The sequence below is a fragment of the Pseudomonas germanica genome (assembly GCF_019614655.1).
GTDB lineage: Bacteria > Pseudomonadota > Gammaproteobacteria > Pseudomonadales > Pseudomonadaceae > Aquipseudomonas > Aquipseudomonas neuropathica.
In genome coordinates this window covers 5,389,764-5,411,642 of sequence record NZ_CP071586.1, presented here as the reverse complement: position 1 = coordinate 5,411,642, position 21,879 = coordinate 5,389,764, and the positions used below count along the sequence as shown (strand labels likewise).

The window sequence follows — 21,879 nt, the reverse complement described above, 5'->3', positions numbered from 1 at the left end:
ATGACAACCCCATCCCCGACCGTTTCCATGGCGGACAAAGTTGCCCTGATCGACAGCCTCTGCGCCAAGGCGCGGATCCTGCCGGTGATTACCATCGCTCGCGAACAGGACGTGCTGCCACTGGCTGACGCTCTGGCTGCCGGTGGCCTCACCGCGCTGGAAGTGACCCTGCGTTCGCAGTTTGGCCTCAAGGCCATCCAGATCCTGCGCGACCAGCGTCCGGAATTGATGACCGGTGCTGGCACCGTGCTCGATCGCAACATGCTCGCGGCTGCCGAAGCCGCTGGCTCGCAGTTCATTGTCACCCCAGGCATCACCCGCGACCTGCTGGAAGCCAGCGTCGACAGCCCGATTCCGCTGTTGCCGGGCATCAGCAACGCCTCCGGCATCATGGAAGGCTACGGTCTGGGTTATCGCCGCTTCAAGCTGTTCCCGGCTGAAGTCAGCGGTGGTGTAGCAGCAATCAAGGCCCTCGGCGGTCCGTTCGGCGAAGTGAAATTCTGCCCGACTGGCGGCGTCGGCCCGGCCAACATCAAGAGCTACATGGCGCTGAAAAACGTCATGTGCGTGGGCGGTAGCTGGATGCTTGATCCGGAGTGGATCAAGAACGGCGACTGGGCCCGTATTCAGGAATGCACCGCTGAGGCACTGGCGCTGCTGGACTGATTGTTACCAGACACTTCGTTGTGTGTTCTACGGCTTTACGGTGCGCTTGGTCGGTGCACCGTTTTTTTTTGCCTGAAAATTGCTGTGTAGAAGCCATGTAGGAGCTGTCGAGTGAAACGAGGCTGCGATCTTTTGACCTTGCTCTTGAGCGCCAACATCAAAAGATCGCAGCCTTCGGCAGCTCCTACATCGACACCGTTACGACGCGATACATAGTTACCGCACAGCCGCGTTTGCGTGGCGCTAATCTGCGTTCATCTTACGGAAGAGAGAACGCCTCATGGATGACCATCAATCAGTAGTCTTGCCACACCCACCTCTGCGGCAACGGACCATTCAAATCCCTGGCAGCTTCGATTGGCGCAAAACCGAAGGCAAGGAGCGCAACATCAGTAGCGGTGTCGAAGGCCTGCCACTGGTTTTGCGTCTGACCCTGGTCGATCTCATGACCGGTGAGCCGGTGGTTGGCGCCCGGGTCTGGATCGAACAGCACATTGGTGCCGATACGCTGTGTGGAACCCAGTCGACCGACAGTCAAGGCATCGTACGGTTTACCAGTATTTACCCGGATCGACCCTCTGGTGGTGCTTCGTGCATCGCCATGACCGTGTGCATCGCCAGCGACGATCAACATTCGCAAGCACTTCACGAAGCCTGGAACGGACGGCTGCATCTGCCCTGTGCCTGCCGCTGTGAGACCATCGGAAATGACGCCTCGCGGCTGGAGTTGCGACCGATTGCCGGGGCAGGCGTGGAGGATGGCTACTTCGGTTGCCAGACGATCGGCGTCGACACATTTGCGGTGTCGTCGCAGATCGGCCTTGCGGGCTACGAAAAGTCCACGGGCGCGGTGTTTTAGCGCAGCTCGTTCAGCGCCCGCACCAGTAACTGCATGTCGGCAGCGGTGGTGGTCAGCCCCGGTGTAATGCGGATGCTCGGCCCGCTGGCTGCGCCATGGCGCACCACGGTGAACAGGTTGTAGTCGTTGAGCAGACGTTCGGTCATCGCCTGTTGATCGTCGTGTCGAGTGAAGCGCATGGATGTGATGCCGCAATACAGCCGAGGGTCGTCGGGCGTCATCACTTCGATGCCCGGCAAGTGCCGCACCGCGCTGACCCAAAGGTTGCGCAGATAATTCAGGCGAGCGCCCTTGGCTGGTGCGCCGCCGAGGGAACGGTGCTCCTCGAACACCAGCGGCAAGGTCATCAGCGCCGGAATGTTGGGCGTGCTGTACGAAGTGCGCGCACGGATGTCATTGCCCGGGTAATGCATTTCGCCCATGTCCGGATCAATGTCGGCCAGGCGGTGTGGCGCGATATAGAGGAAGCCGAGGGTGAGCGGTGCGCCGATCCATTTGTGCAGGTTGTATCCGGCGAAAGCGATGCCGAGGGCATCAAGATCGAACTCGATCTGACCGAGTGCATGGGCGCCATCTAGGATGACATCGACGCCATGCTCTTTGGCCAGCGCGGCGATGGCTTGCACCGGCATGACCAGACCGGTGCGGTGAGTGACGTGAGTCAGGGCCATCAGCTTGACTTGCGGATGACCGACGAAGGCTTCGCGGTAAGTCTCCACCAGGCTGTCGTAGCTCGTCGGGTGCGCGTGAGCAATCTCGATCACTTCAGCGCCGCGCTGCCTGGCGAGCCAGCGCATGGCGCCTTTGACCGTGTCGTATTCCAGATCGCTGATCAGCACCTGATCGCCCGGTTGCAAGCGGTTGTAGTTGCGAATCAGCGACTGCAGGCCTTCGGTGGCATTGCGGGTGAACGCCACACTCTGCGCGCGCACGCCAATCAACTCGGCCAGTTGCGCGCGAATATCGAGGTTGTCGTGCTGCTCGAAACGCTGGCGCACGTACACCGAGTTGCTGGTGTTGATCAGCTCGATGTTGCGCTGGTATTCCTCGATCACCGTGCGCGACATGCGCCCGAAATAACCGTTTTCCAGGTTCACGGGGCCGGGTTGAACGTCGTAACGATCGGCGAACGTTCGCCAAAAGGCTTCGTCACGGGCGCGGCGGGTGTTATCGGGCATGGTCGGCTGACTCAAGAGAGAGGAAGGCGCTTCAATGGCGCGGAGCAGGTTTGCCGTGTTTGGCGCGCAGCGGTTCGAGCAGGTCCGAGAGGCCGTTATGGTCGATCTCCTGCATCAGTGCGAGCAAGCCACCGAGTTCGCCGTGCGGGAAACCTTCGCGGGCAAACCAGTTCAGGTATGGCCCCGGCAGGTCAGCAATGATCCGGCCTTTGTATTTACCGAAGGGCATTTCGCGGGTGATCAGCAGTTCGAGTTTTTCAGGATTCATCGGTGAGATCGTCTGGCTTCAAATCAGCTTGGAAAATACAGGCATTCTGCATGCAGGCCAAATGACAGATCATGCAAATAACCGTGATACAGATAGTTCACTTATCTTTAACTAACTGATTTATAAGTATTTTTTAAAAATAAAAAAGCTGGCATGCACACTGCAATATCCCTTGCATCTTCAACCAATCGCAAGGAATTGAAAAATGACCGACATGAATAAAGAAGCCATCTCTGTACTCAATGACCTGATTGAAACCAGCAAGGACGGTCAGGAAGGGTTCAAGACTTGCGCTGAAGACATCAAGCACCCAGAACTGAAAACCCTGTTTGTAACTCGCTCCGCTGATTGCGCCACCGCTGCAGCAGAACTGCAAGCCGAAGTTCGCAAGCTGGGCGGCGATCCGGAAACTTCCACCAGCGTCAGCGGTGACCTGCACCGTCGCTGGGTCGACGTCAAAGCCATGTTCACCGGCAAAGACGAAGAGGCTGTACTGAACGAAGCAGAGCGCGGTGAAGACCATGCGCTGAAGGCCTACAAAGAAGCCCTCGAGAAAATCAGCAAGCATAATCTGGTAGGTATTCGTGACCTGGTTGAACGCCAATACCACGGCGTACAACGCAACCACGACCAGGTGAAAGCCCTGCGTAACCAGGCTCGCGCTCGTTCGTAAGCGTTTGCCGGTTATAAAAAACGCCAGCTAGTCTGGCGTTTTTTGTGTCTGGAAAAAGCACAAGCCCCTCACCCTAGCCCTCTCCCGGAGGGAGAGGGGACTGACCGAGGTGGCTGTTGGAGATACACCGACTTGAGCGATCTGAGGTGAACTCAGGTTTTGAAAAGCACGAAGATCGGCTCCCTTTCCCCCTCGCCCCCCTGGTGTATGTACCGGAGACATGGTGGACAGGTGTTCGGAGACATGGTGGACACATTTTAATAGACACATTGCTCATCGCGAAGGAGATGGCCTGTGTCTTGGGAAGAGGTGTCCACCGTGCAGCTTCGTTCAGAATTCGTGCTGTTGGCTCGGCAAGAAGGGGCCAATGTTCGGCAGCTTTGCCGTCGATTCAATATCAGCCCAAGCACTGCCTACAAATGGCTCAACAGGTTTGAGACCTCAGGTGCAGAGGGATTGATCGATCAGTCTCGACAACCAAAGACATCACCCAAACGTTGCGCTGACGATGTTGAGCAGCAGATTCTGACCGTGAGTCAGGAGTACGCCGCTTGGGGCGCTCGCAAGCTCAAGCGTGTGCTGGAAGACGACGGCAAAGTGATGCCTTCGGTCAGTACCGTGCATGCGGTTTTACAGCGTCATTCGCGCGTTGATCCAAAGGCCGCTGAGATCAAACCGTTTATCCGGTTCGAGCATGAAGCGCCCAACGATCTTTGGCAGATGGACTTCAAGGGACATATCAGCCTGGCTCAGGGGCGTTGCCATCCGTTGACGATATTGGACGATCATTCACGGTTTTCGCTGTGCATCGCGGCATGCATTAATGAGCAGCGCCAAACCGTTCAGGAGCATCTAATCAGGACCTTTCGGCGTTTCGGCCTGCCTTTACGCATGACGATGGACAACGGTTCGCCATGGGGTGATCAGACAGGTGTTTATACCGCACTGGAGGTCTGGCTGATGAGCCAGGGCATCAAGGTCGGCCACTCCCGACCTTATCACCCGCAAACCCAGGGAAAGCTGGAGCGCTTCCACCGCAGCCTGAAAAGGGAAGTCCTGCAAGGCCAGCTCTTCATCGATCTGGACGATGCGCAACGGGCGTTTGATATCTGGCGTGAGATTTACAACCAGAAGCGCCCGCATCAAGCACTGGGCATGCAGGTTCCTGCTACTCGCTACAGTAGTAGCCCGCGGGAATATCAGGAGCAACCGGCGGCGCCTGAGTACGATGATGGGGATGTGGTCAGGAAGGTTCAGGTGAAGGGCGAGATCTACTGGGGCAATCGTGAATACACAGTTGGAAAGGCATTTTACGGGAGGTCAGTGGCTATCAGGGAAACGACGGAGGACGGCATCCACGATGTCTACTGGAGTAGACATCGTATCGCCCGAATCGACTTGAACTTGCAGATCGTGACGGCAGGTAAGAAGATCTAAAACCGTCCACCATGTCTCCGAACATGTGTCCACCATGTCTCCGGTACATACACCTGGGGAGAGGCTGGGGTGAGGGGGAAAAGCTTTACCTGACACCCCGCTAATCAATCAGCCAATGCTAATCGCCGGCAAAGTCGGCAACGTCACCGTCTGCTGCTTACGCGGCGCCAGAATCTCAGCCTCACCATCCACCACCAGCTCATCACGCTGGTTGAACACACGAGTGGCAATGCGCACGCGAAACTTCGGTAGCTTCTCGAGAATTTCCAGGCGCACGGTCAGCGTGTCACCGATCTTCACCGGCTTCTGAAAGCTCATCTGCTGACCGATATAAATAGTGCCGGGCCCAGGCAGCTCGCAGGCAACGGCGGCACTGATCAGCGCACCGCTGAACATACCGTGGGCGATACGCTCCTTGAACATGCTGGCGGCAGCGAACTCGGCGTCCAGGTGCACCGGGTTGTGGTCGCCCGACATCGCGGCGAACAGCTGGATGTCGCGCTCTTCGACGGTCTTGCTGTAGCTGGCGGTCTGGCCGACTTCGAGGGCTTCGTAAGGGATGTTGGTAACCTGGGTCATCGGTCTCGATTCCTGTGACGGATTCAGTGAATCCACAAAAAATTATTCGCTGCGATGAGGTCGCGGATGGCTCAAGGCCTGATCGATCCAGGCCAGCACATCAGCGATCACTTCGTCGCGGTTGGTTTCGTTGAACAATTCGTGCCGCGTCTGCGGGTAGATCTTCAGTTGCAGGTGCTGGCTGCCGGCCGTGCGCAACGCATTAGCCAGATCTGTCAGACGCTTGCCTTCACTCACCGGATCACATTCGCCGCCGATTACCAGCAGCGGCAGGCCCGGGTCGATCTGGGCGAGATTGGACGCTTTGCTGATCTGCTGCAAGCCGCCGAGCAGGTCGATCCACAGTTGATTGGTGCAGCGAAAGCCACACAGTGGGTCGTTGGCGTACAGGTCGACCTCGGCCGGGTCGCGGCTCAGCCAGTCGAACGGTGTGCGCGCCGGTTTGAACTTGTTATTGAACGAGCCGAACGACAGCCACTCGATCAACGCGCTGCGACCCTTGCCACCCTGACGCAGTTTTTCCAGGCGAGCGATCTGCCGCGCAGCGCGGTACAGCGCAACGGGTTGAAAGTTGGAACCACTGAGAATCGCCCCGTGCAGGCTGGCGCTGTGATGCAGCAGATAACCTTGGGCGAGGTAGCTACCCATACTGTGCCCCAGCAGGATGATCGGCACACCAGGGTGCTGCTGGCCGATGTGCTGATTGAGGCTGGCTAGATCGCCGAGTACTTTGCACCAGCCGTCGTCATCGGCGAAGTGGCCGAGGGTACCGTGATTGGCGGTTTTGCCATGTCCGCGTAAATCCGGCGCGTACACGCCATATCCTTTGTCGCAAAACGTGTCCGCCAATCGCGCATAGCGGCCGCTGTGTTCGGCCATGCCATGGGCCAGCAGGATCACCGCTTTCAACGGCGCCGCCGGCAGCCATTGATTGACGAACAGGCGGCTGCGGTCACTCGCGTCCAGCCATAGGGTGTCGTGGATCATGGCGATTCCTTTGCTCAAAGTCGGATCATTGTATAGCGCGTCTGATCAGCCCACGCCACGGCAGGAAGATTCACACGATCAATGACGGCTTTGGCCATATTTGCCTCAATGGCCATAACTGCTAGTGTCCGTGAAGCTCCGCTTTTTCAGAAATGACAGAAAGCGGCCCGGATCGGCTCAGGTAAAGAGGACAAGAACAATGCAACCTGATTTCTGGAACGACAAGCGCCCGGCCGGCGTACCGCTGGACATCGACATGGGTGAGTTCAAGTCGGTGATCGAGGTGTTCGAGCGTTCCTGCAAGAAGTTCGCTGATCGCCCGGCGTTCAGCAATATGGGGATCACCCTGACTTACGCTGAACTTGAGCGGCAGAGCGCCGCCTTCGCCGGTTACCTGCAGGCGCATACCGATCTGGTTCCGGGCGATCGCATCGCCGTGCAGATGCCCAACATCCTGCATTACCCGATTGCCGTGTTCGGTGCACTGCGTGCCGGGCTGATCGTGGTCAACACCAACCCGCTGTATACCGCACGGGAGATGCGCCACCAGTTCAAGGATTCCGGCGCGCGGGCGCTGGTGTACCTGAACATGTTCGGCCAGAAGGTCCAGGAAGTACTGGCCGACACCGACATCCAATACTTGATCGAAGCCAAAATGGGCGACCTGATGCCCACCGCCAAGGGCTGGCTGGTCAACACCGTGGTCAGCAAAGTGAAGAAAATGGTCCCGGCGTATTCGCTGCCGCAGGCCATCTCCTTCAAAAGCGCACTGCGCATGGGCCGAGGTCTGGGCATCAAGCCGCTGAAGGTCAGCCTCGACGACATCGCCGTGCTGCAATACACCGGTGGCACCACCGGGCTGGCGAAAGGCGCGATGCTCACCCACGGCAATCTGGTGGCGAACATGCAGCAAGTGCGCGCCTGTCTCGCGCAACTCGGCCCGGACGGGCAGCCGCTGCTGCGCGAAGGCCAGGAAGTGATGATCGCACCGCTGCCGCTGTATCACATCTATGCCTTCACCGCGAACTGCATGTGCATGATGGTTTCCGGCAACCACAACGTGCTGATCACCAACCCGCGCGACATTGCCGGCTTCATCAAGGAGCTGAAGAACTGGCGCTTCTCCGCGCTATTGGGCCTGAACACCTTGTTCGTGGCGCTGATGGATCACCCGGATTTCAAGACCCTCGATTTCTCCAGCCTGAAGCTCACCAACTCAGGCGGCACCGCGCTGGTCAAAGCCACCGCCGAGCGTTGGGAACAGATGACCGGTTGCCGCATCACCGAGGGTTACGGCCTGACCGAAACCTCGCCAGTGGCCTGCACCAACCCGTACGGCGACCAGTCGCGGCTGGGCACGGTCGGCTTGCCGGTGCCGGGCACGTTGCTCAAAGTCATCAACGATGACGGTGTCGAACAGCCGATGGGCGAGCGCGGCGAGTTGTGCATCAAGGGCCCGCAGATCATGAAAGGTTATTGGCACAAGCCTGAGGCCACTGCCGAAGTGCTGGATGCCGAGGGCTGGTTCAAGTCCGGTGACATTGCGGTGATCGATCCGGACGGTTTCGTGCGCATCGTCGATCGCAAGAAGGACATGATCATCGTCTCTGGTTTCAACGTTTATCCGAACGAGATCGAAGACGTAGTGATGGCGCACCCGAAGGTCGCCAATTGCGCGGTGATCGGCGTGCCGGACGAGCGTTCCGGGGAGGCGGTGAAGCTGTTTGTGGTGGCGCGGGAAACCGGGGTCAGTCTCGAAGAACTCAAGGCTTACTGCAAAGAGAATTTCACTGCGTATAAGGTGCCGAAACACATCGTGTTGCGTGAGTCATTGCCGATGACGCCTGTCGGGAAAATTCTGCGGCGCGAGTTGCGCGATATCGCGTAAAAGTCAAAAACACAAAGATCGCAGCCTTCGGCAGCTCCTACCTTGGAATGCATTTCCTGTAGGAGCTGTCGAAGGCTGCGATCTTTTGCTTTAAGCCCCCGAAAACCGGGGCTTAAAAGGTGTTCTAGGATTTTTGCTCTAAAATGACTGCTAGGTAGTCTTGAGTCATGATAATGACTGTAGGGGCCGCTTTTGGCTCTAGTCGACCCTTGGCAAAGCTGCTACTCTCGGCGCGCTTTGTGACTTCTCGGCCTCTGTAAAAGCCAGATTCACCAATACCAAACACACACCAATAATAATCGCATCAAATGCGGTGAAGAATTCGCGTTGCTGAGGAGTGGGCTTCCATGATCGAAGACTTTTGGAAGGATAAATACCCGGCTGGAATTGCTGCCGACATCAATCCGGACGAGTATCCGAACATTCAGGCAGTGTTGAAGCAATCCTGCCAACGCTTCGCCAACAAACCGGCTTTCAGCAACCTGGGCAAGACAATCACCTACGGTGAGTTGTACGAATTGTCCGGTGCGTTTGCCGCGTATCTGCAACAGCATACCGATTTGCAGCCCGGCGATCGAATCGCCGTGCAACTGCCCAACGTTCTGCAGTACCCGGTGGCCGTCTTCGGTGCGATTCGCGCCGGGCTGATCGTGGTCAACACCAACCCGCTGTACACCGCGCGGGAAATGGAACACCAATTCAACGACTCCGGCGCCAAAGCCCTTGTTTGCCTGGCGAACATGGCGCATTTGGCTGAAACCGTGGTGCCGAAAACCGGCGTCAAACACGTCATCGTCACCGAAGTCGCCGACCTGCTGCCACCGATCAAGCGCCTGCTGATCAACAGTGTCATCAAGTACGTGAAGAAAATGGTTCCGGCCTATCACTTGCCAAAAGCCGTCAAGTTCAATGACGTGCTGAGCAAGGGCCAGGGTCAACCGGTGGCCGAAGCCAATCCCGACAGCGGCGACGTTGCGGTGCTGCAATACACCGGCGGCACCACGGGCGTGGCCAAGGGCGCGATGCTGACCCATCGCAACCTCGTCGCCAACATGCTGCAGTGCAAGGCGCTGATGGGTTCCAACCTCAATGAAGGTTGCGAGATCCTGATCACGCCGCTGCCGCTTTACCACATCTATGCGTTCACCTTTCATTGCATGGCGATGATGCTTATCGGCAACCACAACATCCTCATCAGCAATCCGCGCGACCTGCCGGCGATGGTCAAGGAACTGTCGAAGTGGAAGTTCAGCGGTTTCGTCGGCCTCAACACGCTGTTTGTCGCGCTGTGCAACAACGAAGGTTTCCGCAAGCTGGATTTCTCGGCGCTGAAAGTTACGTTGTCCGGCGGCATGGCCTTGCAACTGGCCGCTGCCGAGCGCTGGAAAGCGGTCACCGGTTGCGCCATCTGCGAAGGTTACGGCATGACCGAAACCAGCCCGGTGGCCACGGTCAACCCGATCCAGAACATCCAGATCGGCACCATCGGTATTCCGGTGCCATCGACCCTGTGCAAAGTCATCGATGATGCCGGTGTCGAGCAGCCGCTGGGTGAAATCGGCGAACTGTGCGTCAAGGGCCCGCAAGTGATGAAGGGTTACTGGCAGCGTCAGGAAGCCACCGATGAAATGCTCGACAGCGAAGGCTGGCTGAAGACCGGTGACATCGCGCTGATCCAGCCGGACGGCTACATGCGCATCGTTGATCGCAAGAAAGACATGATTCTGGTCTCCGGTTTCAACGTCTACCCGAACGAACTGGAAGACGTGCTGGCGACCCTGCCGGGTGTGTTGCAGTGCGCAGCCATCGGCGTGCCGGACGAGAAATCGGGTGAGGCGATCAAGATTTTCATCGTCGCCAAACCGGGCGTCACGCTGACCAAGGAAACCGTGATGGAGCACATGCGCGCCAACGTCACGGGTTACAAGGTGCCACGTTCGGTGGAGTTCCGCGATGCGTTGCCGACCACCAACGTCGGCAAGATCCTGCGCCGCGAGTTGCGTGATGAAGAGCTGAAGAAGATCAAGGCCAAGTCCGCCGCCTAAAACACCAAGCCCCGCAGATGCGGGGCTTTTTGTTGGTGTATGCGAGGGAGTTTGCAGTGTCCGGTAAATCCTACCCCCTCACCCCAACCCTCTCCCCCAGGGGGGCGAGGGGGAAGGGAGCCGATCGGGGGGCTGTTTAGAATCTGAGTTCAACTCGGAATCTCAGGTCGGCGTACCTCGTCCAGACACCTCGGTCAGTCCTCTCTCCCTTGGGAGAGGGCTAGGGTGAGGGGAAGGGGGCTGCCAAATCCTACTGACGGAACGGCGCAAAATTCACATTGGTCCCCGCCGGACGCATGTCCTGCAGATACGAGTCCTTGTCCGCACTCAATTCCAGGCTCAACGCGGCTTTACGCTTGCCTTCATTACGAATCACCAGCCCTTCCAGCTTTTCACGCAGAAACACCGTCGGCACTTTCAGGTGCAGCAGTTCGTCAGTGGCTGGCGTGTGCATCAGCAGGTGAATCCACTCGTACTGACCGATGGCCAGACGCGACACCGGCAGATCGAACCACCAGATGTTGCGGTTACGGTTCAGTTCGGCGAAGTGGCAGTTGTTGGTGCCGAGCACGGCGCCGCCCAGTTCCTTGTTGCGACGGGCAATGGCCTGCGTTTTATCGAGTTTCATAACATTCCTGCGGGATCGGTTCCTGGCGCTTGACGCCCATATGTTGCGCATTCTCGGGGCTACGCACGCAAACATAAAGCCCAACCTGCACGCCGCGACGAAATGAGCCGCTGAAAATAAATGAAACTTGGCGCAAACCCGGCCAGTCAATCATTACGTACTGACTTTTCCCCCTAATTGCACCAAGGAGAAACACCATGAGTAGCACAGGCGATAAAGTAAAAGGCATGGCCAACGAAGCAGTCGGCAACATCAAGCAAGGCGTCGGCAAAGCCACCGACAACACCAAGCTGCAAGCCGAAGGCAAGATTCAAGAGAAAAAAGGTGAGGCCCAGCAAGCGGTCGGCAAAGCCAAGGACGCGGTCAAAAAAGGTGTCGACAAGGCGTAATTCAGCCTTGAACGAAATACATGAACGGCCATCCAAGGATGGCCGTTTTTGTGTCAAAAGCCTGCAGCAACCCGACGAGGTTCGCCAAACAGGCTACCGTGATGTAAAAAACGGCCCCTGAGTCGCCACGACTTCAACCTGTATTGCGGCGAAAGGAGACGCGAATGATATTTCCAGACATGAAAGGTCTGCCCCTGCATCGGGTGATGGTGCGCACGGTCACTGAATTCGTCGACGACGAGATGTCGACCTATGCCTCGGCACTGGCCTACCAGATGCTGTTCTCGCTGTTCCCGTTCATTCTGTTCCTGATCGCCCTGATCGGTTTCCTGCACCTGCCGGACTTTTTCTCCTGGCTGCGCCTGCAATCGGAACTGGTCCTGCCACCGCAGGCGCTGGAGCAGGTCAACCCGGTGATTGACCAGTTACAGCAGTCCAAGGGTGGCCTGCTTTCCGTCGGTATCGTTATCGCCCTGTACACTGCCTCCGCGGGCGTGCGCTTGATGATGAGCGCGATGAACGCCGCGTATGACGTGGTCGAAGGCCGGCCGATCTGGAAGCGTTTTCCACTGTCGATTGTCTACACCGTCGGCATTGCCGGCATGCTCCTGGTGGCCGCTGCGCTGATGGTGCTCGGGCCGCAGGTGATGGGCTGGATCGCCGCGCAGGTGGGACTGGAAGACTTCATCGTCACCGTGTGGACCATCGCGCGCTGGCCGGTGATCGTGATTCTGATGATGGTCGCTGTGGCACTGATCTACTACGTCATGCCCGACGTCAAACAGGAATTCCGCTTCATCACCCCCGGTTCGGTATTGGCCGTGGTGGTGTGGATCATCGCCTCGTTGGGTTTCGCTTTCTACGTGAAGACCTTCGCCAACTACAACGCGATGTATGGCAGCATCGGGGCGATCATCGTGCTGTTGCTGTATTTCTACATTTCCGCTGCGGTGCTGTTGCTCGGCGCCGAGATGAACGCGGTGATCGAGCACATGTCCAGCGAGGGCAAGGATGCGGGTGAGAAAGTCCCCGGCGAACTCGATGAACATCCCAAACAACACGTCTCGGGCCTGGGCCGCGATCATTCGCTCAAGCCGGACACTGACGAAGTCTGATCATGATCCGTGAAATTCTGAAAATGGGCGACGAGCGCCTGCTGCGCATTGCCCCGCCCGTGCCAGCCGAGATGTTCGACAGCCCCGAGCTGTGGCAACTGATCGACGACATGTTCCAGACCATGGAAAGCGTCGGCGGCGTCGGCTTGGCGGCGCCGCAGATCGGTGTCGATCTGCAATTGGTGATCTTTGGTTTCGAACACAGCGAACGCTACCCGGACGCTGAAGCGGTGCCGCAGACGATCCTGATCAATCCGCTGATCACGCCGTTGAGTCCGTTGATGGAGGAGGGCTTTGAAGGGTGTCTGTCGGTGCCGGGTTTGCGTGGCGCGGTAGATCGTTATCAGCAGATCCGCTACGAAGGGTTTGATCCGAAGGGCGAGCCGATTGTGCGCATTGCTTCAGGTTTCCACGCACGGGTTGTGCAGCACGAATGCGATCACCTGATCGGCCGGTTGTACCCGTCGCGCATCACCGACTTCACTAAGTTCGGTTTTACCGAAGTGATGTTCCCGGATCTTGATCCCACAGCTGACGATTGATCCAGTGCCCAGCACATATCCCTGTGGGAGCGAGCCTGCTCGCGAATGCGCAATATCAGTGACAGATTCTGTGACTGACACACCGCTTTCGCGAGCAGGCTCGCTCCCACATTGGTTTTTGCATGTCCTTCAGGATTGAGCGGGAACCCTTTCCATCGCAATCATCGGCTTGCTCCGCGCATACCGGCTCAAGCGCTCCGCCATCGCCTGCGGCAGCGCCGGGTCGAACGTGAATCCGCGTCGCTCATAAAACTCGCGCAAATCCGGATGACAGAACAGCCACACCGGCTCGCTCACATCCTGCACCGCCGCTGCAATCAGCTTTGCGGCAATGCCCTGTTCACGACACCCCGGATCAACGAACAGCCCGGTCAACCAATGCCCGCCGGACACTGGCCGCAAGCACAACGCGGCAACAATCTCGCCCCGTCGCGCGACCCACAATTGTGCCTCACGAACCGCTTTCATCGAGGACTGGTGGCTGCGGTAAAACTTGTTCATCAACGGCCATAACGACTCGTCGAGCAGGCTGTATTGGGTGTCGGGCATGGGATCGGACTGTCGGCGCTGAAAGCGGCGATTATAAAAGAACGCGCGCAACAGGATAGGTGTATACCTGAGCCTACATCCCCTGTGAGTGGAGTACGCATCATGTCCAAAGGTATGGATTCAAAGAAAGCCGCAAAGAAGAAACCGGCCAAGACCGCGATTGAAAAACGCGCAGAGAAGAAAGCCAAAAAGGTCGACATCTTCGGTCACTGATCACGCCTTTCCGGAGCCCGGTTCTCGGGCTCCTGCCTGAACCCGAAAATAATCTGCAAGATTGCACCGCGTCGTTGCACAGAAGGGGAAGAGTCCCGTTCCGAGCAATGCCATGCCCCATTACTTCGACGCCGCCCATCGTCAGCAGATCGAAACTCTGCGCCAACGCTTTACTGCCCGTACCGAGTGGCCGACCTGGTTGTTGCTGATCGGCGTCTATGGCGGCTGGTTTGCCATTGTTCTCAATAGTCATTGGCTGGGCCGTGCCTTGAGCACGCTGTTGCTGACTCCGCTGCTGGTGTTGTGGCTGTCGTTGCAGCACGAGTTGCTGCACGGGCATCCGACGCGCTGGGTTCGCTTCAACAAGATCCTTGGCTACGCGCCGTTTGCCGTGTGGTATCCGTACACGCTGTATCGCGACAGCCATTTGCTGCATCACCGTGATGAGGATCTCACCGTGCCCGGCGTCGATCCGGAAAGCCGCTATCTGACCCGCGTTGGCTGGCAGGGCAGTTCGCCGTTTGAACGCAGCTTGCACTGGTTGAACAAAACCGTGCTCGGGCGCTTTGTGATCGGCGCACCGCTGGCGCTGATGGCGCTGGCCAAAGAAGAGTTGCTGCGGCTGAAGAATGGCGAGCGCCAGGCCTGGTTGATGTGGCTGACCCACGGCCTGCTCACGTTATTGATGCTGTGGTTTGTCGCCCGTGTCAGCGTGCTGCCGGTCTGGCATTACGTGCTGCTGATCAGCGTGCCGGCGCTGTCGATTGCGATGATCCGCTCCTACTATGAACACCGCCCGCATGCGCAGCCGGAGCAGCGCACCGTCTTGAACGAAGCGGGTTGGCCATGGCGCTGGTTGTTCCTGAATCTGAATTTTCATCTGGTGCATCACGACTTGCCGAAGCTGGCGTGGTACGACTTGCCGACGGTTTACCGGATGCATCGCGAGCAATGGATCGCGCGCAGTGGCGGGTTTCTGGTGCATGGGTATGGCGAGTTCTGGCGGCGCCATGGAGTCAAGCCGATCGACAGTCCCGAGCATCCTTACCACTAACCCAAGAACACCACAAAACCCTGTGGGAGCGAGCCTGCTCGCGAAGGCGTCGTGTCAGTTGATGGATCTGTTGCCTGCCCCAGCGCTTTCGCGAGCAGGCTCGCTCCCACATTGGTTATTTGTAACTCGGGGAAAATGTGTATGGCTCAACACCACACCGAACTGCTGATGTACGTCGCCCCCGAGCCGATCCGCGCGGCCAATGAGCGCTGGATTGCGCGCATTATCGAGCAACTTGGCCACACTCGCCTGAGTGCTGAAGACCTGTCTCTGCCAGAACTCTGGCTATCCCCCGATCTGCTGCTCACGCAAACCTGCGGCTATCCACTGATGACTGTATTGCGCGGACAAGTGCGCATCGTCGGCCGCCCACGCTACGAACTGCCCGACGCCAGCGCTGGCAATCATTGCAGCCTGATCCTCGGCCACGCTGACGACCCACGCAAAACCCTGGCGGACTTTCACAACAGTCGCGGGGTGATCAACAGCGAAGACTCCAACAGTGGCATGAACCTGCTGCGTCAGCGCTTGGCGCCACTGAATCAGGACGGACAATTCTTCGCCTCGGTCGGTATCAGCGGCGGCCATCGCGAGAGCCTGCGCTGGCTGCGGGAAAACCGCGCCGATCTGGCTGCCATCGACAGCGTTACCTACGCCTATCTCGCCCGGTATGTGCCTGAAGAAGTCAGCGCCTTGCGGGTGATTGCGCGCAGCGCCCTGAGCCCGACCCTGCCGTTTATTACGGTAGGTAGCGCTACGGATGAGCAGGTCGAGCAGCTCCGACAGGTAATGAATGAAACCTTGCGCGAACTCCCTGATGTCGTACAGACCTTGGGATTGCCTGAGGTGTTTGCGGCCAGTGAGCGCGATTATCAAATCCTGCTCGACTATCAGCGTGAGGCTGAAGGACTTGGCTATGGGCGCTTGCGCTAAAGATCGCAGCCTTCGGCGGCTCCTACAGGGGATCGGTGTAGGCGCTGCCGAAGGCTGCGATCTTTTGATCTTTTATTTGTAAATGGAATATAAAGATTCGTTTTAAGTATTTTATAACGAATAAGGCGCCTTGCTACGATCGCGCCACCGGAACACCGGACATTCAGCGACCCCTCATCAAGGAGCCCCTATGTCCGGCGCCGACCTTTCCCATCGTCACACCGTGGACGGCCTGTTTCGCGCCCACTATGGTTGGCTCTGTGCTTATCTGCGCCGTCATCTGCATGACGCGGCCAGCAGCGAAGACATCGCCGCCGAAACCTTCGCCCAATTGCTCGAAGCCCCAGCGCTGAGGGCCATTCGTGAACCTCGCGCCCTGCTGACGACTATCGCCCAACGCCTGCTTTATCAGCGCTGGCGACGCGGTGATCTGGAACGTCACCATCGCCAGCACATCGATGTCGATTACGCCGCTTCGCCTGAAGACCTCGTAACGCTGTCGCAAACCCTCAACCGCATCGATCACAGCTTGCAGCGCTTGCCCGGCAAAGTCCGCGCGACGTTTCTGCTCGCCCGCATCGACGGCCTGACCTACCCGCAAATCGCCACCGAACTGGGTATCTCCCAGCGTTCGGTCAGCGTGTACATGAGCCGTTCCCAAGCGCTGTGCGATCGCCACAGCGCCAACCAATTCCTGCAAAACAAGAGGTCTGCATGAGATCGATCAAAACCCTGCTCGGCACGTCGTTGCTGGCTCTGAGCCTCAGCGTTGGTACTGTTTCGGCTACGGAGAAAACCGTGCCGATCCACTTCGGCGACATCACCTGGGAGAGCGGCAGTTTCATCACCGAAGTGCTGCGCCTGATCGTTGAGAAAGGCTATGGCTACCCGACCGACACGTTGCCCGGCAGTACGGTCAGCCTTGAGGCCGCATTGGCGAAAAACGATATCCAGGTGATTGGCGAAGAATGGGCCGGGCGCAGTCCGGCGTGGGTCAAGGCGGCCGCCGAAGGCAAGGTGTTCGGTTTGGGCGATACGGTCAAAGGCGCCACCGAAGGCTGGTGGGTACCTGAGTATGTGATTAAGGGCGACCCTGAACGCGGGATCAAAGCGTTGGCGCCGGAGTTGAAGTCGGTGGCGGACCTGCCGCGCTACAAAGACGTGTTCCGCGACCCGGAAGATCCGTCTCGCGGGCGCTTCCTCAATAGCCCGACCGGCTGGACCTCGGAGATCGTCAACAGCCAGAAGCTCAAGGCTTATGCGCTAAATGACAGCTTCGTCAACTTCCGCACCGGTTCCGGCGCGGCGCTGGATGCCGAGGTGGCATCGTCGATCAAGCGTGGCAAACCGGTGTTGTTCTACTACTGGTCACCGACGCCGCTGCTTGGCAGATTCAAACTGGTCAAACTGGATGAGCCGCCATTCGATGCCGAGGCCTGGAAGACCCTGGCCGATGCCAACAATCCCAACCCCAAGGGCACCCGCTCAATGCCGGCGAGCCTGGCGATTGGCGTGTCGGCGCCGTTCAAGGCGCAGTATCCGGAGCTGGTGACGTTCTTTGAAAAGGTCGATCTGCCGATCGATCTGTTGAACCAGACACTGGCGGGGATGAGCGAAAAACGTTTGCAGCCGAGAGTGGTGGCGCAGGCGTTTTTGCGTGATCAGCCGCAGGTCTGGAAGCCTTGGGTGCCCGCGGAGGTGGCGACCAAGGTGAACGGGAGCCTGTAAGTCATTTCTGGTTTTTTTGTAGTGCTGCAACTTTTGCCTTCGCGAGCAGGGGCAGGCGTTCCAATGTGGGAGCGAGCTTGCTCGCGAAAGCGTCCGCCCCGCCAACAATTCTCCCCGCGCTGAACCGTTTCTTGTGCAAAAAGTGCCAGATACTGGCCGACTAGTGGCCTTGCGCAGGTCTTTGCACTGGCTATGCTTCCCATAACTAACTATGTCGACCGTCATGTCAAAACATGGCTGAAACACATCGTTGGTCCGTGAATTCATGCTGCCAGAGTGCGCAACCCAAGGCACCGACACTGAACCAACAAGGAGCGTCGCTTACATGGAAGTTCTTCAACGCGTTAGGGCTGGCCCGCGTGCGGGCTATCAAGAGAAGGATGTCTTGATTAGAGCGTCGCTGCATGGACGCTCCGATTGATCATCATTTATCACCTGACAACTTCCTCCCGTGGAGGAATGCGTGTGCCTGTTCTGTGGAACGTAGTGGTGGATCGTGAAAGAACTGAACTTTCATCAAATCAAAAGTCCGCGCGGAAGGTGATACAACCATGTTCAACCTACATCACAAGGCTGACCTGCAGGAAATCGAGCGCTTCAGCTGCGCCCTGACCGAGGCCAATGCCAAGTTGGCTGCGATCAGCCGCTCGATGGCAATGATCGAGTTCTCCCCTGACGGCATCGTTCTGGATGCCAATGAAAATTTTTGCAAGACCATGGGCTACAGCGCCGATGAAGTGCGTGGCAAACATCATCGGGTGTTTTGTGAAGAGATGTTCTACCGCAGTGAGGAATACGCAAAGCTGTGGCGTGACCTGGCCCGTGGTGAACCGATCAGCGGGACTTTTCTGCGTTTGAACAAGGCCGGCAGGGAAGTCTGGCTCGAAGCCAGTTACATGCCGGTGTATGGCCCGGACAAGCAAGTCCACAGCGTTATCAAAGTGGCTGCCGACATCACCGCTCGGGTGAATAAAGAACACGAAGAAGAAAGCATGCTGGCAGCGATCAGCCGTTCGATGGCGGTGATCGAATTCACCCCGGAAGGCAACGTCATTGCCGCCAACGACAATTTCCTCAAGACCATGCAGTACTCGCTCAACGAAATCGTCGGTCATCATCACAGCCTGTTCTGCCATCGTGCCGAAGCCGAGTCCGCGCAGTACAAGGCATTCTGGGCCTCGCTCAACCGTGGCGAATATCACTCGCACCGTTTCGAGCGCAAGAACAAATCGGGGCAGATGGTTTATCTCGAAGCCTCGTACAACCCGTTATTCGATGCCAAGGGCCGACTGTACAAAGTGGTCAAGTTCGCCAGCGACATCACCCATCAAATGACCACCTTGCAGAACGCTGCCGAATCGGCCCACAGCACCTCGGTACAAAATGACGCCTGCGCGCAAAAAGGCTCACAGGTCGTGCAGCAAACCGTGCAGATCATTCAGGACATCTCCCGCGACCTCAACGAAGCTGCCGCCAGCATCGATGCAGTGAGCAAACAGTCGGACATCATCGGCACCATCGTTCAGACCATTCGCGGCATTGCCGATCAGACCAACTTGCTGGCGCTCAACGCGGCGATTGAAGCGGCGCGGGCCGGGGAACACGGGCGCGGTTTTGCCGTGGTAGCGGACGAGGTGCGTAGCCTCGCGGCGCGCACCAGTCAGGCGACGCTGGAGATTGTCGAGGTGGTGCGCAAAAACCATGACCTGTCGCTGAGTGCGGTGTCGAGTATGCAATCAAGTCTGAGCCGCACCGGGCTCGGGGTTGAGCTGGCCAATGAGGCGGGGGAGGTGATTCTGGAAATTCAGCAGGGCTCGCGGCATGTGGTGGACGCGATCAGTCAGTTCAATGAGACCCTGCAACTGAACTGATTTCTTCAGCTGGATACAATCAATGTGGGAGCGAGCTTGCTCGCGAAAGCGATGTGTCAGTAGGTGGAAATTTCACTGATACACCGCCTTCGCGAGCAGGCTCGCTCCCTCATTTGATTTCGGGTGACTTGAAGATCAGAGCGCAGCAAGAAACTTGTTGGCCTGCTTGTCACTGTCCTTCACATCGTTGTCTTTTTCCGCCTGCGCCAACTTCATCTTGTCCTGCAAGCGCTCGGCGATCTCTTTGCCGATGGCCAGTTGTTTCTCCGGCGGCATGGCTTTGATGTCGTCTTCGGTCAGCCCCATGGACTGCAGGATACTGTCGCGCAGACGCTGTTCCGGCGTCTTGCTCATGTAGTCCTTGAACTCGTCGGTGGCGGATGTCGCTGAGGTGCTGGTGGCGTCGGTCGATTGCAGGTTCACGCGGGTCTTGGCGAACGCTTCGTCGACGTTATCGCTGATGCGTGTGGCTTCGCTGACTTGCTGGGTGGCGATCTGCGTCGCCGAGTCCTGCACCTTGGCATTGGCTTCAGCGGTTTGCGCCTGGGTCTGGTTTTGCAGGGTTTGCAGCATGGCGCCGTGCAGGCCACCTTGCAGACCGGCGGCTGCCGTGGTGGTGGCATCGTCATTCAGCGCTTTGGGCAGGTGAATGATTTGCTGTTGTTTGGCACTGATCAACATGACGTGTAGACCTGTAGGTAATTGCTGACTCGCGTATCGGAGCAATTACCGTGCCTTTTGAATAAATCCTTTTATTTCAACAGCTTGATCATCAGTCAGGTATTCGTGGCGGTCATCCCTTGCCGATAAGCGGCAGAGGATGACCGTTGTCCATCAGCGATGAGCGATGTTTTCCAGCGCCAGATTGCGCGTGCGCGGGCCGAACCAGCCGATGGTCAGCATCACGATTAGCATGCTGCTGACGATAAACGCCAATACCCCCGGCGTACCGAAATTGTCGAGAAACAAGCCGATCAACAAGCTGCTGAACACTGTCGACAAGCGACTGAACGAATAACAGAAACCCACGGCGCGCGCGCGGATGTTGGTCGGGAACAATTCGCTCTGGTACGAGTGATAGCTGAAACTCAGCCAGGCGTTGCAGAAAGTGATCATCACCCCGCAGAAGATCAGCCCGAATGCGCTGGTCTGCAGGGCGAACAAGGTGCCGAAGGTCATCGCGCCGAGGGCCGAACCGACGATCTGCCATTTGTTCTCGAAGCGGTTGGCGAACTTGACGAACAGCAGCGGCCCGAGCGGGTAGGCGAGGGTGATGATGAAGGCGTACATCAAACTGTGAGTGACGCTGACGCCCTGACCGGACAGCAGCGCCGGCAGCCAGTTGCCGAAACCGAAGAACCCAATGGCCTGGAAGATGTGGAACACGATCAGCATCAACGCGCGGCGGCGATACGGTGGCTGCCAGATATCGGCGAAGCGGCCCTTGCCTTCGACATCGACCGGAACGGCTTCGGGGGCGTCCAGCGGTTTACCGTGATCCTTCGCGCAGCGTGCTTCGATGCCATCGAGAATCCGGTTGGCTTCCTCAAAGCGGCCATGCTGCGCGAGCCAGCGCGGCGACTCCGGCAGACGCTTGCGCAGCCACCAGATAAACAGCGCAAACACTGCACTGGCCAACACCACCCAGCGCCAGCCGCTGATGCCGAACGGCGCTTGCGGCACCAGCCACCACGACATCAATGCCACCGCCGGCACTGACAGGAACTGCACGAAAAACGCGAAGGCAAAGGCTGAGCTGCGCATGCGTTTCGGCACCAGTTCCGAGAGGTAAGCATCAATGGTGACCAGCTCGATGCCCAGGCCGATGCCAACCAGAAAGCGCATGCAGATGATACCCAGCGCCGAACTCTGAATCCCCATCAACACCGTTGCCACCGTGTACCAGACCAGCGCGAAGGTGAAGATCGCACGGCGGCCGAAACGATCCGCCAATGGGCTGAGCAGACTGGCGCCGAGGAACAGGCCGAGAAACGTTGCCGAGGCAAACGCTGCCTGATCAGAGAAACCGAACACGCCCTGATTGCCAGTGGCAAAGATCCCGTCGCGGATCAGTCCGGGGCTGATGTAAGCGGTCTGGAACAGGTCGTAGAGTTCGAAAAACCCACCGATCGACAGCAGCGCCACCAGCCGCCATATCGTCGCGACCGCCGGAAGGCGATCGATGCGGGCTGATACCTGAGCAGCGCGGATCGGGTCGATGCCGTCGCTTTGTGCGGTGGCGGGGGCGTGTGCAGTCATGGGCTGGTCCATTTTTTA

Annotated in this window: 22 protein-coding genes and 1 pseudogene; 15 read left to right on the top strand and 8 right to left on the bottom strand. The window is 58.0% G+C overall.

Annotated elements, in window-relative coordinates:
• Both J0G10_RS24010 and J0G10_RS24005 read left to right on the top strand, forming a co-directional pair.
• Window positions 1-666 (top strand): bifunctional 4-hydroxy-2-oxoglutarate aldolase/2-dehydro-3-deoxy-phosphogluconate aldolase, encoded by a 666-nt coding sequence (locus J0G10_RS24010; protein WP_008082815.1) that lies wholly within the window; start codon window positions 1-3, stop codon window positions 664-666.
• A 280-nt stretch (window positions 667-946) separates the two neighbouring features.
• Complete coding sequence (locus J0G10_RS24005) at window positions 947-1,525, top strand: peptidase associated/transthyretin-like domain-containing protein (protein ID WP_220556891.1); 579 nt, start codon at window positions 947-949, stop codon at window positions 1,523-1,525.
• Here J0G10_RS24005 and J0G10_RS24000 read toward each other — a convergent pair.
• On the bottom strand, window positions 1,522-2,703 hold the full coding sequence (locus J0G10_RS24000; RefSeq protein ID WP_220556890.1) for an aminotransferase class V-fold PLP-dependent enzyme: 1,182 nt from the start codon (window positions 2,701-2,703) through the stop codon (window positions 1,522-1,524). The genes J0G10_RS24005 and J0G10_RS24000 overlap by 4 nt on opposite strands.
• 31 nt (window positions 2,704-2,734) lie before the next feature.
• Window positions 2,735-2,971 (bottom strand): DUF3820 family protein, encoded by a 237-nt coding sequence (locus J0G10_RS23995; protein ID WP_003227425.1) that lies wholly within the window; start codon window positions 2,969-2,971, stop codon window positions 2,735-2,737.
• 205 nt (window positions 2,972-3,176) lie between these two features.
• On the opposite strand from J0G10_RS23995, the gene J0G10_RS23990 reads away from it, so the two are divergent.
• Both J0G10_RS23990 and J0G10_RS23985 read left to right on the top strand, forming a co-directional pair.
• A complete protein-coding gene (locus tag J0G10_RS23990) occupies window positions 3,177-3,644 on the top strand; it encodes a ferritin-like domain-containing protein (protein ID WP_016983691.1) in 468 nt (155 codons plus the stop codon).
• Window positions 3,645-3,938: 294 nt separating this feature from the next.
• Window positions 3,939-5,081, top strand: coding sequence for an IS481 family transposase (locus tag J0G10_RS23985; RefSeq protein ID WP_220556126.1), 1,143 nt, complete (start codon window positions 3,939-3,941; stop codon window positions 5,079-5,081).
• Window positions 5,082-5,189: 108 nt separating this feature from the next.
• Here the strand turns inward: J0G10_RS23985 and J0G10_RS23980 are convergent, their stop codons facing one another.
• Together J0G10_RS23980 and J0G10_RS23975 are read right to left on the bottom strand one after the other, a co-directional pair.
• Complete coding sequence (locus J0G10_RS23980; protein WP_003227420.1) at window positions 5,190-5,660, bottom strand: MaoC family dehydratase; 471 nt, start codon at window positions 5,658-5,660, stop codon at window positions 5,190-5,192.
• Window positions 5,661-5,702: 42 nt separating this feature from the next.
• Entirely contained in the window at window positions 5,703-6,647 is a 945-nt protein-coding gene (locus tag J0G10_RS23975) for an alpha/beta hydrolase (RefSeq protein WP_220556889.1), read from the bottom strand.
• A 199-nt stretch (window positions 6,648-6,846) separates the two neighbouring features.
• Here J0G10_RS23975 and fadD2 point away from each other — a divergent pair, with 199 nt between their 5' ends.
• Both fadD2 and fadD1 read left to right on the top strand, forming a co-directional pair.
• Window positions 6,847-8,535, top strand: a complete 1,689-nt coding sequence (gene fadD2, locus J0G10_RS23970; RefSeq protein WP_095048181.1) for a long-chain-fatty-acid--CoA ligase FadD2 — start codon at window positions 6,847-6,849, stop codon at window positions 8,533-8,535.
• Between the two features lie 347 nt (window positions 8,536-8,882).
• Window positions 8,883-10,580 (top strand): long-chain-fatty-acid--CoA ligase FadD1, encoded by a 1,698-nt coding sequence (gene fadD1, locus J0G10_RS23965; RefSeq protein WP_095048180.1) that lies wholly within the window; start codon window positions 8,883-8,885, stop codon window positions 10,578-10,580.
• A gap of 250 nt (window positions 10,581-10,830) precedes the next feature.
• On the opposite strand, the gene J0G10_RS23960 is transcribed toward fadD1, so the two are convergent.
• Window positions 10,831-11,208 (bottom strand): hypothetical protein, encoded by a 378-nt coding sequence (locus J0G10_RS23960; RefSeq protein WP_007917843.1) that lies wholly within the window; start codon window positions 11,206-11,208, stop codon window positions 10,831-10,833.
• Window positions 11,209-11,405: 197 nt separating this feature from the next.
• Here J0G10_RS23960 and J0G10_RS23955 point away from each other — a divergent pair, with 197 nt between their 5' ends.
• The 3 genes from J0G10_RS23955 to def all read left to right on the top strand — a co-directional run bounded on the left by J0G10_RS23955 (window position 11,406) and on the right by def (window position 13,254).
• A complete protein-coding gene (locus tag J0G10_RS23955) occupies window positions 11,406-11,597 on the top strand; it encodes a CsbD family protein (protein ID WP_093430455.1) in 192 nt (63 codons plus the stop codon).
• A gap of 164 nt (window positions 11,598-11,761) precedes the next feature.
• On the top strand, window positions 11,762-12,712 hold the full coding sequence (locus J0G10_RS23950) for a YihY/virulence factor BrkB family protein (protein ID WP_007917840.1): 951 nt from the start codon (window positions 11,762-11,764) through the stop codon (window positions 12,710-12,712).
• A gap of 2 nt (window positions 12,713-12,714) precedes the next feature.
• Window positions 12,715-13,254 carry a peptide deformylase gene (gene def, locus J0G10_RS23945; protein WP_095126179.1) on the top strand — a complete coding sequence of 180 codons (540 nt, stop codon included), beginning with the start codon at window positions 12,715-12,717 and terminating at the stop codon, window positions 13,252-13,254.
• Window positions 13,255-13,383: 129 nt separating this feature from the next.
• Here the strand turns inward: def and J0G10_RS23940 are convergent, their stop codons facing one another.
• The gene (locus J0G10_RS23940) at window positions 13,384-13,803 is read right to left on the bottom strand and encodes a GNAT family N-acetyltransferase (protein ID WP_095048178.1); all 420 of its coding nucleotides are present in this window, start codon (window positions 13,801-13,803) and stop codon (window positions 13,384-13,386) included.
• A 325-nt stretch (window positions 13,804-14,128) separates the two neighbouring features.
• Between J0G10_RS23940 and J0G10_RS23935 the strand changes: the two genes are divergently transcribed.
• The 6 genes and pseudogenes from J0G10_RS23935 (at window position 14,129) to J0G10_RS30380 (ending at window position 19,602) form a co-directional block, all read left to right on the top strand.
• Complete coding sequence (locus J0G10_RS23935; protein WP_220556888.1) at window positions 14,129-15,070, top strand: fatty acid desaturase; 942 nt, start codon at window positions 14,129-14,131, stop codon at window positions 15,068-15,070.
• Window positions 15,071-15,211: 141 nt separating this feature from the next.
• Entirely contained in the window at window positions 15,212-16,003 is a 792-nt protein-coding gene (locus J0G10_RS23930; protein ID WP_220556887.1) for a phosphate/phosphite/phosphonate ABC transporter substrate-binding protein, read from the top strand.
• A 190-nt stretch (window positions 16,004-16,193) separates the two neighbouring features.
• Window positions 16,194-16,721, top strand: a complete 528-nt coding sequence (locus J0G10_RS23925) for a sigma-70 family RNA polymerase sigma factor (protein WP_095048175.1) — start codon at window positions 16,194-16,196, stop codon at window positions 16,719-16,721.
• Window positions 16,718-17,731 (top strand): ABC transporter substrate-binding protein, encoded by a 1,014-nt coding sequence (locus J0G10_RS23920; RefSeq protein ID WP_220556886.1) that lies wholly within the window; start codon window positions 16,718-16,720, stop codon window positions 17,729-17,731. Before J0G10_RS23925 ends, J0G10_RS23920 begins: the two co-directional genes overlap by 4 nt.
• Before the next feature lie 551 nt (window positions 17,732-18,282).
• A pseudogene (locus tag J0G10_RS30385) lies at window positions 18,283-19,059 on the top strand (PAS domain-containing protein); the annotation flags it as partial.
• 3 nt (window positions 19,060-19,062) lie between these two features.
• Window positions 19,063-19,602 (top strand): methyl-accepting chemotaxis protein, encoded by a 540-nt coding sequence (locus J0G10_RS30380; RefSeq protein ID WP_225919999.1) that lies wholly within the window; start codon window positions 19,063-19,065, stop codon window positions 19,600-19,602.
• 135 nt (window positions 19,603-19,737) lie between these two features.
• Here J0G10_RS30380 and J0G10_RS23910 read toward each other — a convergent pair whose 3' ends face one another.
• Both J0G10_RS23910 and J0G10_RS23905 read right to left on the bottom strand, forming a co-directional pair.
• A complete protein-coding gene (locus J0G10_RS23910) occupies window positions 19,738-20,283 on the bottom strand; it encodes a hypothetical protein (protein WP_220556884.1) in 546 nt (181 codons plus the stop codon).
• 153 nt (window positions 20,284-20,436) lie between these two features.
• On the bottom strand, window positions 20,437-21,861 hold the full coding sequence (locus tag J0G10_RS23905) for an MFS transporter (protein WP_220556883.1): 1,425 nt from the start codon (window positions 21,859-21,861) through the stop codon (window positions 20,437-20,439).
• Between the last annotated feature and the right edge of the window lie 18 nt (window positions 21,862-21,879).